The sequence below is a fragment of the Micromonospora sp. CNZ322 genome, from assembly GCF_007827755.1.
The window spans coordinates 70,508-84,831 of record NZ_VITD01000011.1 but is presented as its reverse complement, the minus strand read 5'-3'; the positions used below and the strand labels follow the sequence as shown (position 1 = coordinate 84,831).

Sequence of the window (14,324 nt, the reverse complement as noted above, 5' to 3'; positions counted from 1 at the left end):
GGTCACTCCCTCAGCTCTGCGGCACATCGATGTCGGTGTCGGTCAGGGCGGCAGCAGCACCGGGGGTGCCGTCGCGCATCGCGCGGATCGCCGTGCGGTTCGCGGCGGCGTCCCGGGTTACCGGATGGCCACGGCCGAGGTAGCTCAGGGCTGTCGCGTACGCCTCCTCCTGCGTCGAGAGCGCGCCGTCCAGGTCGCCGCTGGCGGCCAGGTGGCCGGCCTGGGCGGTGGCCGCCGCCAGCGTCCACGGGTGCGCGTCGCCGAGCTTGGCGCGCAGCGAACGCAGACCGCGCTCGCCATACGAGATGGCCTGGTCGGATTCCCCCAGACCGCGCTGGAACAGACCCAGATTGACCGAGCAGACGGCGGTGAAGGGGTGCCCCGCCGCCAGTTTCCGCTCGTAGCCCCGCAGGCAGCGCATGGCGCTCTTCACGGCGATCCCGGCGTCGCCGGCCCGGTAGTAGTCGGCCGCCAGGCTGAGCAGGCTGCCTCGGGTGACGGGGTGGTCCTCGCCGAGGTTCTTGACATAGCCGCTGTACGTCTCGGCGCTGCGCTTCTTGGCCGGTATGGTCAGACCGAGGCGTCGTTCGGTGACGGCGAGGCTGCGGTGGACCCGCAACTCGTCGAGAAGGCTGCCGCTGGGCAGCTCGTGGATGCGGGCCAGGGCCTCCCTCAGGGTGGCCAGTGACAGTTCATACTCGCCGACCTCCCGCTCGCACGTGCCGACCTGGCACGATGCCCGCCATGTCCGCGGGTCTTCCGGGCCGAACAGCAGCATCCGGCGGTCCCGTTCCTGGCGAGCCAACCGCAGGGCCTCCGGGGCGTCACCGGTGAGCAGGAACGAGATGCCGAGGTTGTTCACCGCCATCCGGGTGCTCGGGTGGTCGTCGCCGACGAGCTCGCGGAACCCCTTGAAGGTGGCCTGGTCCTCGACCAGGGCGTCCTCGAATCGGCCCAGGCCGCGCAAATCACCGCCTCGACCACGACCGGCGACAAGGGTGTGGATGTGGCGCAGCCCGTAGCGGCGACGCTGTTCGCTGAGCACCCGTTCGTCCAGACGCAGCGCCTCCTGGTAGTTACCCAGCGCCCGCTGCAGATTTGCGGTCTGAACGAACAGTCGCATGGTCAGCTGGTCGAGCTCGCCGCCGCCGTCCCATCGCTCGCACGCCGCCGAGGCCAGCAGTAGCGCGGATCGCCAGGCATCACTGTCGTTGGACAGGTACAGGTGGCGCACCTGCTTGACGACCCAGTGACGTACCCGCCGGTCGTCGGACTCCAATGCGCCGGCCGGGACGAGGTGCTGTTGCAGTTCGTCGAAGACGTCGGCGTAGCGGCGACCGTCGGCCTCCGGATCGGTCGGGGCGTAGCCGGCGAGGCCCTGGAGGACCTGCCGGTGCCGCTCGCACCGCTGCGGCTCGGGGATGGCCTCCCGAAGCAGCACCTGGATGGCGCGGTGCATCCGCAACGCCGACCCGTGCCCCCAGTCGACGTCGTAGAGCGCGAAGCGGGCACCGACGGTGAGAACGAGGTCCACCTCACCGGCGTCGAGCAGCAGCTCGTCCGCGGCGCTGCCGGACGCCGCGGCGAGCTGGGTCAGCATCGGCGTGGACCGCAGCAGCGGCAGCCCGATGCCCTCCGGGGAGAGGAAGGCGCTCAGCTCGGCCAACCGGATGGCCAGTTCCCCGAAGGGGGTGGCACGAAGCGCCTCCAGCGTCACCCGCAGGACGCGGGCGACGCTGGAGGTGTGCGATCCCCGAATGTGTTCGCCGGGATCCTCGCCGGACTGCCCGTCCAGCGCGACCAGCAACTCCCGCACACCCTGACCCACCGCCTCCAGGCTGGGCACCCCGGCGCGCTCCAGCCCCAGGGCACGTTGCCGCATCCAGGAGGTCGCCAGACGCAGGGCCAGCGGCAGGTGCTCCAGCGCCACCGCGATCGATCGGGCGTCCTCGGTACTGATACCGAGCACCCGGCGCAGCATCGCGACGCTCTCGTCGCCGGTCAGGGCGGCGACCTCCAACGGGGACGGCAAACCGGAGGAGCCGTCGTCCCGCGAGGTGATCAGGACGTGGCCGACGCCGTCACGCGGCCGATAGCCGGTCAGTACGCCCCCGTCGTCGGCGTTGTCATAGATCAGCAGCCAGCGTTGGAAGGCGCCGTCGGCCGCGGAGAGCGCCTTCAACGCGGCCTCTGCTGCCCCGGTGCTGTCCACCGCCTTGATCTCGTCGGCGAGCGCACCGAGCCCGGTCTGCACGGTTTCCTGGTCCTGGGCGGGAATCCACCAGACCACGTCGTAGTCGTAGGCGAACCGGTGGGCGAACTCCCGAGCCAGCTCGCTCTTGCCGACTCCCGCCCCGCCGGTGAGGGTCACCGGGCCGTCCTGGCTGGTGAGGTGGTCGCGCAATCGCTCAAGATAGTCGTCGCGGCCGACGAACGACGGGTTACGGGGAGGCACGTTGAACCGCACCCGGCGGTCCGGGTCCGCCGGGAAGCGCGGCACGTTGCGCAGGTCGCCGGACGGTTGCGCGGGGGCGATCAGACCGAGTTGGCTCAGCAACAGCGACTGCGCCCGGACGGCGTCGGCCGCACGCAGGTCGACGACCCGTTCGGGGTCGAACGGCTCCTGCCATGCCTCCCCGGCCACCAGCACGCCGAGCACCTCCGTCGACCGGTCGGCGTCGTCCGGGCGAAGCCTGGCCAGGTCCGTCCCGGCGAGCTCGGGTGAGAGAACCGCCAGCACAGTGCTGTGCGGCGCGAAGTCGGGCGGTGCGCCCGGGCGCACCGCCCGCAGGTGGGCCCGGACGCCCGCACGGCGCAGTTGCCCGCCGATCCAGTCCGCCCAGGGCCGGTCGACCGGGTCGTAGGCCACGGCGATGTCACCGAGATTCTCCGCCGGGTCCAGCAGCACGGCATGCCGGTAACGCCGGCGGATCCGCTCCGCGACGGGCGCCGCCTGGGTGACGTCGCCCCCGGTGATCCACTCCGTGATCCGCTCGTACGCGGTCAGCGGGCTGTTCGCGTCGTCCGGCTCGTCGGCGAGCACGGACAGCACGTCGTCGAAGGTGTCGTAGTTGTGCGCCGGCACCTCTACGATCCCGGCCGCGGCGGGGCCGGGGGCGTCGCCCGGCGGCTTCTCCAGCAACCAGCCAAAGGCCTGCCGGACATAGTCACGGGACCCGCCGTGCCCGAGGTCGGGAACCTCGTGCAGGGTCGGCGCGGCGAGCACCCGGATCCCGCCGGCGGCCCGTTGCTGCAACTCCTTGGCGAGCCCGGCGGCGTATTGCACGGACAGCCGACGAGGTGGCATGCAGACCACCGCGACGTCGCTGAGCACCGCGCATTGCGTGATTCCGGGTGCGCTCAGGTCCACCGGGGCGTCGATGAGGACGTAGTCGTAGTCGGTCTGCTGGAGCAGCTGCCGGATGCGGGCGGCATCCCCGGTGGGCAGCCCTTTGGTGGTGGCGTCGAGACCGACCATGCTGAACGTCGCGGTCGTGCCGGACACCGCGTACCGGTAGAGGACGCCCTGCTCGGGCGCGGCCGGCGCGATCACCGTCGAGGGCGACGCCGGCGGCGCGTCCGACGCGGGGGTGAGCGCAGCGGCAAGGTCCTCGCCCAGCTCCCGGGCCGCCGCGACGGCGTCCACCTGCACCGGGCGCAGGAAATCGCAGACCCGGGGGGTCTTCGGGCACCAGTCGACGGCGAGCACCTTCTTGCCGTTGCCGGCGAGGATCCAGGCGACGTTGGCCACCGCGCTGCTGCGGCCGGTGTCGTCGGCGGGTGACACGAACGAGACGATCGTGACGACACCCGGTGTCTCATCCCTGCTGATGTTCATCGGTCTCCCCCGGCCCGGGTGGTGGAGTGGGTTGCCTGTGCCGCCACGGCACCCGTGGGGTCAGTCGTCGCCATCGAGGGCGCTTTCGAAGCCTGCGTACTGGTCACCGGCGGCGGCACGGCGGTCGAGTCGTGCCAGTGCGGCGACGAGCACACCACCTGGAATCGCGTCCAGCTCGGCGACGTCCACGTCGGTCAGGTCAATCAGCTCGGAACGGAGGTCGTCCTCTTCGGTGTCCATCCCCGACCACCGCCTGTCTGAGTGTCGTGCCGCGCCCGGTTGCCCCCGCCGCCGGGCCGGACATCGACCGGCGGCCAAATCCGCTGAGTGTGCTCATGATAACCGTGCGCCGCCTCCCCGGCGGACACCCGGATGGCGGCCGGACCAGGTAGGACGGGTCCGGCCCGGCACCGGCCGGTCAGGTGCGGCACCCGGAACGCCACCTGTCGATGTATGCTCCACGCTGGTAGGTGGCCCGACCGGCGACCGACAGGACGGCGGAGCGTCTGATGCCCGGACCCGTTGGCGGCCACCGGCCGTCACCCGGCACGGTGGTCCGCTCCGCACCGCCGGGGCGTTCGGTCCCCTTCCGACAATTCGTGGTAAAGCTTCATAGCCGCTGCGACCTGGCCTGCGACTACTGCTACGTCTACACGATGGCCGACCAACGCTGGCGGTCCCGGCCCCGGACGATGTCGGCGGCCACTCTGGCACGCACGGGCGAACGGATCGGCGAGCACGCCCGCCAGCACCGCCTGGGTGGGGTGAGCGTCGTGCTGCACGGCGGGGAGCCGCTGCTGGCCGGGGTGGCCGGTGTCGAGCGGGCCGTCGAGCTGTTGCGGCGCGGTGCCGCCCCGGTGCCCGCGCGGATTGCCGTGCAGACCAACGGCGTCCGCCTGGACAACTCCTTCCTGCGCCTGTTCGACCGGCTCGACGTGGGGGTCAGTGTCAGCCTCGACGGGGACCGCGCGGCGCACGACCGGCACCGGCGCGGGCCGGACGGTCGGGGCAGCCACGACCGGGTCGCGGCCGCACTACACCAGTTGACCGGGTCGTACCGGCGGTTGTTCAACGGTCTGCTGTGCACCGTGGACCTCCGCAACGATCCGGTCGCGACCTACCGCAGTCTGCTGGCCCACCGTCCGCCGGTGGTGGACTTCCTGCTGCCGCACGGCACCTGGTCGTCGCCGCCCGCGGGTCGCCCCGCCGACCCACGGCAGGCCCCGTACGCCGACTGGCTGATTGCCGTCTTCGACGAGTGGTACGCCGACGACGGTCGCCGGACCCGGATCCGCCTCTTCGACGAGATCATCCAGCTGCTGCTGGGCGGCTCCTCCCGGCTGGCCGGGGTGGGGGTCAGCCCGGTCGCGGTGGCGGTGGTGGAGACCGACGGGGCGATTGAGATGGACGACACCCTCGGCGCCGCCCACGCCGGCGCCGGCAGCATCGGCCTGCACGTCGACCGGGACACCTTCGACGCCGCCCTCGACCGGCCCGGCGTCCGGGCCCAGCAGGCCGGGGTGGCCGGGCTCAGCGCCCAGTGCCGCGCCTGTGACCTGCGCCAGGTCTGCGGCGGCGGCCTCTACACGCACCGGTGGCGCGCCGGCAGCGGCTTCGACAACCCGTCGGTCTACTGCGCGGACCTGTACCGGCTCATCGCTCACATCCGCCGCACCCTGCGGCGGGACGTGACAGCAGTGCGGGAGGTGCACCGGTGACGACAGCCGTGCACCGGCTACCCGGGAGCGTCATCGACGGGCTCGCCACGGGCGGAGGCGGTCCAGCCGCCCTCGAACTGCTGCGCGCCGCCCAGCACAGCAAGAACCTGCTGTTGGTGCGGGCGCTGGTCGTCCTCACCCATCGGGTGGACCATCCGGACCGGGCGGCGGTCGAGGCGGCGTACCGCGTGGTGAGCGGCCTGGAGCAGGGCCAACGCCGGGCGGCGTGGGGCCACCCCCCGGTGGCCGCCTGGGCCTTCGGCACCGCGGCACTGCTGCGCCGGGGTGACCGCGCGGCCGCGTACCCCGGTCTGCTCGCGGCGGTCGCCGCCGCCGCGGTGGTGCGGGCCCGCGCGGACGCCGACCTGGACGTGCCGCTCGACCCGGCCACACCGGGTTGGCTGGACCTGCCCGGCCTCGGCACCCTCCGGGTCAACCCCGCGGCGACCCGCGCCCGCGTGCGCTGCGCCGGCGGACGGGCCGAGGTGCGCTGCGCCGGGGAGCGGACCGAGATCGGGTACGACCACCCGCCCCACCACCGCTGGCGGCCCGCCCCCAAGTTGCGCGCCACCCACGGCGGGCTGGCGCTGCGGCTGCTGCTGGACACCGCCACCTGGCGGCACGTACCGATGGCGGCCGAGGCCGGCGCCCACCCGATCGCCGGTTCGGTGCGTGACCCGGGCCGGTGGCAGCACCGACTACACGGGGCGTGGCGCCTGCTCGTCGACGAGCACCGGGCGGTCGCCGAGGAGGTGTCGGTGGCGCTGCGCGCGTTGGTGCCGCTCGAAGCGCCGCGGTCCGGGGTCCGCAGCGGCACGTTCCACCACGGGTTCGGCGCGGTGGCGATGTCCCTGCCACCGGATTCCCGCTCCGCCGCGGTCACCCTCGCCCACGAGATCCAACACCTCAAGCTGGCCGCGCTGACCGACCTGTTCCCCCTGGTGGAGCCTGGTCCGGACGAGTCGTTCTACGCGCCGTGGCGACCCGACCCCCGCCCACTGGAGGGTCTCCTGCACGGCGCCTACGCCCACCTCGGCGTGGCCGGCTTCTGGCGACGGCAACGGTTCGTCGAGCGGGACCGGACCGCGCGGCACCACGCCGAGGTCGAGTTCGTCCGGTGGACCCGGGCCGCCAGGCAGATCGTGCGGGTGCTGGCCGCGCAGCCACGCCTGACCCCGGTCGGCCGACGCCTGGTCGACGGCATGGCACCGGTCCTCGACCGGTGGGCCTCGGAACGGGTGACTCCCCACGCGGTGGACGACGCCGGACGGCTACTCGCCGCGCACCACGCCCACTGGGAGCGTGCCGAGGCGCGACGGGGGTGACAGCGAGGCTTGCCGATCTCCTCTACGCTGGGCGGCATGGGGGACGCTAACGGGCAGCCCACCCGACGCGAATGCTTCGTCATCGCACCGATCGGCCCGGAGGGCTCCGAGATCCGCGAGCGCAGCGACCAGATCCTCGACTACCTCATCCGTCCGGTGGTCGAGGCCCGCGGATTCCAGGCGATCCGGGGTGACGAGATCGAACGCGCTGGCCTGATCACCTCACAGGTGCTCGACCGGATCATCCAGAACGACCTGGTCATCGCGGACCTCACTGACCAGAACGCGAACGTCTTCTACGAGCTGGCCGTGCGGCACGCACTGCGTAAACCGTTCGTGCAGCTGATGGCGAAGGACCAGCAGCTCCCCTTCGACGTGCAGGGGATGCGCACGATCCTGGTCGACCACAGAAATCTGCGCAGCGTGCACACCGCCAAGGAGCAGCTGGGCCGGGCCATCGACTCGATGACCGACGACGCCGACATCGTCACCCCGATGTCGGTCGCCCTCACCCTGCAGGACCTGCGCGGCTCGTCGAGCCCACACGAGACCGGCCTGTCGCAGATCATCGAGACCCTGCCGCAGATGATGGACATCCTTCAGGACCTGCAACGGCAGGTTGGCGGCAACAGTCCCGTCGAACCCTCCGAGGCGGACGACCACCGGCGGCTGCGCAGCCTCATCGTGTCGCTGACCGAGCGTGGCGTGGTCACCGAGCAGGACCTGGCCGGTCTGGCCGGCGGGGCCAGCAGCAGGTTCGACAGGTGGGTGCAGCACCTCATCCAGCGCTCCGGCGGGGCCAGTTGACCGTCCTGTCAGGCCAGGGTGAGACGACCCTCCTGGTCGTACCGGAGGCGGCCGCTGGTCACGGCGACGTGCAACCCGTACCGGAGTAGCTTGTCGATCTTTTCGGTACGGCGGCGGTAGCCGAGCCGTTCCAGGCCGGCGCGCAACAACCGTTCCTCGTCCACGCTCCGCACGCCCCGCAGCACGTGCACGAACGCGTTGGCCACCTCCTCGGGTGGCACCTCCTCGAACGCCCGGTCATTGCTGGCCTGGGTGACCCGAAAGGCGCGGTACGTCTGCGGGTCAGCGCCCTCGGGCCAGGCGTACCGGCCCACGGTCGGGTGCGCGTACAGCCGGCGGGAGTCGACGAGGGCGAGCACGGCGGTGCGGCGGTCTTCCCGGGTCCGGAGGAAGCCGAACCGGGCCAGGGCCAGGCGTGCGAGGCGGTGCTGTTCGACGGGCCCCTCAGCCTCGATGATCTCGCTGAGCGCGGTCCGCATCAGATCACGTACGTGCTGGTCGGCGGCGAGCAGGTCGAGGTCGGCCTGGTCGCCGAGCGGCGTCGGGACGTACGGAACGAATGGGCTCGTCGTGATGGTGCCGGACGCTGTCGCCGCCGTGACGGTCACCGGTGGCGGTGCGGGTGCAGCGAGGCCGGTGACGGGTGCCGGCGACGGGCCCGCCAGGGGTTCGTCGTCCGCGGCGAGACGCGACTGTGGCAACGCGACGGTCGGAGACGCCTCGATGTCCATCGCGGCGCGTTGCTGGGGCATCTCGACGTCACCGGGCGGCTCCGCAGGCTCCGGCGGCTCGCGCTCCGGTTCGAAGGTCGTAGGGGCCTCGGCTCGGGTAACCGCTTCGTCGACCCTGTCGAGTAGCGCCGACCGGTCGTGGATCCATGCCGGCAGCCAGAACCGCACGACCTCCGGCCAGCCCATGATCGAGCGCAGGAGCGCGGGCGCCGAGTCCCGGTCGGCGACCGTCGGGCGGGCGCTCCAGTCCGGGCCGTCGAGCATGACCGCCACCTGCCACCGCGGTGAGCCTGGTTTGCGTACGGCGATGTCCACAGTGAAGTCGGAGAGGCCGTGCGAGGTACGGACCTCGTGGCCGCGGTCGCGCAGCGCTGCCGCCACCTCGTCGCGGATCCGGCTGCGCCGCTCGGTCCGGTCGGTGGCGAGGTCGCCCAGGCGCTCCGCGCCGGCGGCGGCCATCTCGCAGTACGCCCGCAGGTGCTGCGTGCCCAGCGCTGACGTACGGGACAGGTCGATGTCGGACGGGTCGAACGACGAATAGAGGACGACCTGACGGCGGGCGCGGGTGATGGCCACGTTGAGCCGCCGCTCGCCGCCGGCCTGGCTGAGCGGACCGAAGTTCAGCGGGAGCTGGCCAGTCTCCAGGTTGGTGGAGAAGGCCAGGGAGAACAGGACGACGTCCCGCTCGTCGCCCTGCACGTTCTCCAGATTCTTCACGAAGATCGGCTCCGCGACCGCGCCGGAGAGGTGCTCGCGGACGATCGGATCGGTGCTCTCCTCCAGCAGGTTGAGGATGAGGTCCCGCTGCTGGATGTTGAAGGTGACCACGCCGACGGACTGGGTGGCGGTCGCCGGGTCGTGCAGCCGCCGGGTGATGTCCGCGAGGATCGCCCGTGCCTCGACCTCGTTGGTGCGGGATCCGCCCCGGTCGTACTGGCCTTCGACGCGCCGCCAGCTGACGCCCGCCGAGCCGGCGGCACCGGGCGACGGGAGGCTGGAGAGCTTGTTGTCGTAGTAGTAGCGGTTGGAGAAGGCGATGAGTGACTCGTCGTGACTGCGGTAGTGCCAGGACAGCCACCGTTGCGGCAGTCCCGACTCGACGGCCTCGCTGAGGATGCTCTCCAGATCCTCCGGCACCGGGCCGTTGCCCTCGTCGACCTCGTCCACGCTGTGGCTGGCCTGCATGATGCTGCTCGGCGGCATCTGCCGGGAGTCGCCGACCACCACCACGGCGCTGCCCCGACCCATCGCGCCGATCGCTTCCGCCACGCGGATCTGCGAGGCCTCGTCGAAGATGACCAGGTCGAAACGTTGGCTGCCTGGCGCCAGGAAGTTCGCCGCGGACGCAGGGCTGACCAGCACGCACGGGGTCAGTGCGAGCACCGCGTCCGGGTACTGCTCGAACAGTTCCCGGAAGGACCGCCCGCCCCGCTTGCGGCGGAGCTCTGCGGCGAAGTCAGCGAAGCGGCCACGCCGGTCGGCCGGGCTGAAGGGGCGGCGACGGACCAGCACCGACGGCAGCTGCGTCGGCAGCGCGGACCGCAGCTCACCGGCGGCCGCTTCGAACTGGCCGATCTCGTCGTCGTGCAGTTCCGGGTCGAAGTACTGCAGGCCGCCGGCCCGTACCCGCTCGGCCAGGGAGGCCCTCGCGACTCCCCGCCGGTAGACCTCCTCGGCGAGATGCGCGGGCACCTCGGCGCGCAGCAGCTGGTCCCGATAGTCGGTGAGGTTGGCCGAGGCGAGCACGTCGGCGTGGGCCAGCACGGTCGCCCATCGGCGCAGTGGGAACAACTCCTCGGCCTGCAACTCGTGCAGCCAGGCCGCGCCGTCGCGCTGCCAGGCGTCGGTCCAGTGCGAACCGGCGGCCCACAGGGTCAGCTCGGCCTCACCGGAGCGCAACACCCCGCGCCAGGCCCGCCACCGCGAGGCGAACCGGTCGAGGAGCACAGCGCCCACATCGGTGAGGCCGCCGTGAAACAGCTCCCAGGCCTGCGGGTGCCGGGCCAGGAGCGTCCGGCCGACCCGGGTCGCCTCGATCGCTTCGGTCAACCGCTCCTGCGCGTTGGGGTCCGTGGGCCGCCACTGCGACAGCCGCAGCCCGCCCACCGCCGCAAAATGCTGGTAGAGGGCCGCCGCCTGCGCCTGGGCGGCCACCAGCCGACCGGTGGCAACCTCCACCCGCTCGACGTCGAGCGTCGCACCGGCGACCAGGTGCACCGCCAGCCGATCAACAATGGTCTGCCGACGCTTGCGCTTACCGATCAGCCTCTTCGCCGCCTCCTGGGCCTCACCGTGCCATGCGGTCAGCTCCGGTCGAGCGAACACGTCCGGCCGGAACGTGGCCAGCTCACCGGCGAAGCCCTGCCGGAAGGCCGCCAGGTCCGCCTGGAGCCGGGCCACCGCCTCGTCCCACCGCCGGTCGCTGGCGTGCAGGGTGGTCTGCCGGTCCGGCAGCAGTCCGCGTACGGCGAGCCAGGCGCCCGCCTGCAGCTCGCTCACGGTCTCCGGGGCGGGCAGCGTCCGCAGCAACTCGACCAGGTGCGGATGGGCGGCTAGGTCGGCACGGAGGCGTTCGAGCTCACCGGCGATCTCGGTGACTGCGGCGCCGTGCAGGCCGTCGAGGGTGCGGCAGCCGCTGAGCGCCCACGGGTGCGCGGTCCGGAGTCGGGCCGATCGTGCGGCCGCCGGGAACTCCCGCACTGTCGTCTCGACCTGTACGCGTGCCTGGGCGGGTGCGTGCAGGTACGCCACCGGGATCGGGGCGACCGGGCCGTCCCCGTACGCCAGGGTCTGCTCGTAGGCCGACCAGAGTGACATCCCGACGGGGTTGGTGGTGTGCACCTGGGCCGGGTACTCGGTCAGTGGGGCGAGCCGGGTCCGGTAGGCCGTCTCGACGGCTGTCCAGGTGCCGTCGCCGCCCTGGTCGTACTGGTCGAGGGCGTCGCGCAGCTGTTGGCGGATCGCGTTGAGGGACTGCTTGCGCCCGTGCAGGTCGAGGGCGAACGGCCCGAGGCCGATCTGCTTGAGGCGGCGCTTCACGACCTCCAGTGCGGCCTGCTTCTCGGCGACGAACAGTACCGATCGGCCGGCGGTGACCGCCCGGGCGATCATGTTGGTGATGGTCTGGGACTTGCCGGTGCCCGGTGGGCCCTCCAGGACGAAGGAGTGGCCGCGCTCGGCGCGCACGATGGCCTGCATCTGCGACCCGTCGGCGGGGATGGGCAGGTGCAGGTCAGCCTCGTCGATAGCGATTTCGACGTCGTGCTCCGGGCGGGCGGGATCGTCGAACGTGGCCCCGGAGGACTCGACCAGGTGCCGGACGACCGGGTTCTCCATGAACCGGGGCCAGTGGTCGGTGAGGTCCCGCCACATCTGGAAGGTGGAGAACTGCAACAGTCGAAGGCTGGCGGTCTCGTCGATGCGGTAATTGAGCCGGTTGTCGAGCAGCCCGGTGTTGATCGCGGCCAGGGTCTTGGCGATGTCGATGCCGTGCTCGTCGAGGACCGGTCGCTCCAGCTCCGGGATCCGCACGCTGTGCTTGACCCGCAACCACTCGATCAGGCAGTAGTTCGGGCTGGCGACCTCGGTGCCGTCGATGACCATCGCGTACGGGCGACGGCCGCTGCCGCCCTCGATGCGCACCGGTAGGAGGAACAGCGGCGCGTACGCCTCTCCCCCGGTCGTCTTCGTGTGCACCAGGGTGCCGATGGTCAGGTAGAGGTAGTTGCTGCCGGTCTCCTGCTCCATCGTGCGCGCCTCGCGCTGCAACGCGCGCATCGCGGTCTTGTAGCGGGCGTCGGTGACCGCGCCATAGACCCGCCGGTCGGTACGCAGCTCCCGGGTCAGGATCTCGGCGTCGAGGTCCTGCGCCCGACGTGCCCCGGCCAACTCGTGGACGTGACTGATGTCGTCCTGAGGGATGACCTGCACCTGACGGCCATCGTGGATGAGGTCGTCGAGCAGGGCCAGCGCACCCGCGGGCACGTGCAGGTCCAGGCCACGGCCACGCTTGGGCAGGTTGAGCAGCGGGTTGCGCAGGCTCAGGTCGAGCAGCGACTTCTTCCACTGCTGGACACGCGCCGGCGACCCGTCGGACTGCTGCGGCACCTCCTCGCCCTCGTCGGCGAACTGGCGCAGCTTCGCGGCGGCGACGCCGGGCGGAAGGTCGAGGGACGCTGTTATCTTCGGCGTCGCCTCGGCGTCGACCGCGGCGGGCGCGATCAGTTCGTCGGGCGACGGCAGCGGCTGAATGCCGGAGCGATGGGCCAGGTGCACGTCGACGACGCCCTGCATGCGCTCGCCGTCGCCGCGGAAATGGCCGAGCCCGACGCGTACCGCCTCGGTGAAGGTCGCCGACTGCGCGCCCGGCCCGATGCGAGTCAGCTCGACCGGCACGGCCCGGCCGGAGTCCACCATCGAGATCAGCAGGTTGGTCTCGGTCACCGCGGCAGAGCCCAGCCGTTCCTCCTCCAGCAGGAAGCCACCGAAGGCGTGGCCTGCGCTGATGAAGATGAGCGGGTGCAGCCCCGCCGCCTCCAGACACGCGGCGTACGTGACGGACAGGTCGAGGCAGTTGCCGAGCCGACCGTCGAGCACCGCCGCCGTCGTCCGTACCTTCTGGCCGGTGTTCTCGAACGACGCCGGCAGGGTCTGGTAGGTGATCTCCAGTTGGCGGAGCGCCTCGTACACCGCGCCGGCGATCAGCGCCGCCCGCTCCGAACCCTCCTGATAACCCTGCAAAGAGCCAGAACCGGTCCGCGCGAGCAGGAGCTGGGCGGCAGCCCGCAGGACCGCCTCGACCGCCCGGGTGTTCGGCTGCACGAAGGCCGCGAGGCTGTCGTACAGGGCAGGGCTGTTGAACCACTCGTTGTGCGCCAACACTCGTGACGGGGCGACCAGCCGCAGTGTCTGCTCCTGCGCCTGCACCCGGAGGGTGTAGTCGACCGGGAACGCCTCGTCAGTGCGATACAGCAGCACCCGGTCGGGCGTGAAGTCGCGGAAGTCATCCCAGCTCGTGCTGGCCCCGGGCCGCAACGGCGCAGCGAGGGTACGCGTCCACGGCTCGGTCAGGGCGCCGTCCGGGCCTCGCAGTTCCAGCGTCAACGTGACATCGGTCAGCGGCACCGCACCTCGGTTGACGAGCGTGAGGTGACGCACCAACGGCACCCGGTTGTGCACCAGGGCGGCGTTGATCGCCGGCTGCACGATCAGCCCAACTTCGAGCTGGTCGTCGTCGGCGGTGAACTCCACGAAGACGCTGTCGGACATGGGCGTTTCTCCAGGTGGGGAGACCAGGGAGGGCCAGCCTAGCGGTCAACCAACCGGTGGAGAGGGCCCCGGCCGTACGACGATCTTGGAAGTCGTACGTCTGAGGCAGGATGTGCGCCATGATGACGCAACACCAGCACCTGGTCTACGGCCATGCCACGGCGCACGACTGCCTCGCCTTCGCCGACGCCGGCACCGCCACCGAGGAAGCCGCGGAGATCCGGGCGCTCGCCGCCGCGCGCACGTGGGGCGAGGCTCGCCAGGTCCGAATGACCCACCTGTCGCACCCCGCCGGCCCCGACTGCTACGAGCCGGAGGACGGGTACGCCGACGACAAGCCCTTCGACATCACAGAGGTGGGCGCGGTCGTGGAAGGGTACTGGCCCCCGATGGTCACGATGCGCGCGCTCGACGTCCTGCCGCAGGACCTGCGGGACCGGTACGCCAAAGTCGTACTCACGGTTCACAACGGTGAGTACCTAAATGTTCCAACCGACCGCGAGGCCGAACTGGTGGCGGAGCTGTGCGGACGCGGCTACGAGGTGACCCGCGACGACGAGCTCATCAACCTGCTCGACGGCTTCAACCTGGGCTCGCTCACCGCGTGAGGCGTGGCGGAGATCCCTCCATCGCCTGC

7 protein-coding genes are annotated in these 14,324 nt (G+C 71.6%); 4 read left to right on the top strand and 3 right to left on the bottom strand.

Annotated elements, in window-relative coordinates:
- Positions 1–10 precede the first annotated feature (10 nt).
- Positions 11–3,838 carry an FxSxx-COOH system tetratricopeptide repeat protein gene (gene fxsT, locus FB453_RS23975; RefSeq protein WP_145793626.1) on the bottom strand — a complete coding sequence of 1,276 codons (3,828 nt, stop codon included), beginning with the start codon at positions 3,836–3,838 and terminating at the stop codon, positions 11–13.
- Positions 3,839–3,898: 60 nt separating this feature from the next.
- Complete coding sequence (gene fxsA, locus FB453_RS23970) at positions 3,899–4,078, bottom strand: FxSxx-COOH cyclophane-containing RiPP peptide (RefSeq protein ID WP_145793623.1); 180 nt, start codon at positions 4,076–4,078, stop codon at positions 3,899–3,901.
- 359 nt (positions 4,079–4,437) lie between these two features.
- On the opposite strand from fxsA, the gene FB453_RS23965 reads away from it, so the two are divergent.
- Genes FB453_RS23965 through FB453_RS23955 form a run of 3 tightly spaced genes read left to right on the top strand, consistent with a single transcriptional unit; the run spans position 4,438 to position 7,688 of the window.
- Positions 4,438–5,556 (top strand): FxsB family cyclophane-forming radical SAM/SPASM peptide maturase, encoded by a 1,119-nt coding sequence (locus FB453_RS23965; protein ID WP_486480412.1) that lies wholly within the window; start codon positions 4,438–4,440, stop codon positions 5,554–5,556.
- On the top strand, positions 5,553–6,881 hold the full coding sequence (locus FB453_RS23960; RefSeq protein WP_186718489.1) for an HEXXH motif domain-containing protein: 1,329 nt from the start codon (positions 5,553–5,555) through the stop codon (positions 6,879–6,881). Before FB453_RS23965 ends, FB453_RS23960 begins: the two co-directional genes overlap by 4 nt.
- Positions 6,882–6,917: 36 nt before the next feature.
- A complete protein-coding gene (locus FB453_RS23955) occupies positions 6,918–7,688 on the top strand; it encodes a hypothetical protein (RefSeq protein WP_145793614.1) in 771 nt (256 codons plus the stop codon).
- 8 nt (positions 7,689–7,696) lie between these two features.
- On the opposite strand, the gene proA is transcribed toward FB453_RS23955, so the two are convergent.
- Positions 7,697–13,687 carry an anti-phage protein ProA gene (gene proA / locus FB453_RS23950; protein WP_145793611.1) on the bottom strand — a complete coding sequence of 1,997 codons (5,991 nt, stop codon included), beginning with the start codon at positions 13,685–13,687 and terminating at the stop codon, positions 7,697–7,699.
- A gap of 119 nt (positions 13,688–13,806) precedes the next feature.
- Here proA and FB453_RS23945 point away from each other — a divergent pair, with 119 nt between their 5' ends.
- Positions 13,807–14,295: a hypothetical protein gene (locus FB453_RS23945; protein ID WP_145793609.1), complete on the top strand. Its 489-nt coding sequence runs from the start codon at positions 13,807–13,809 to the stop codon at positions 14,293–14,295.
- The last annotated feature ends 29 nt before the right edge of the window (positions 14,296–14,324 follow it).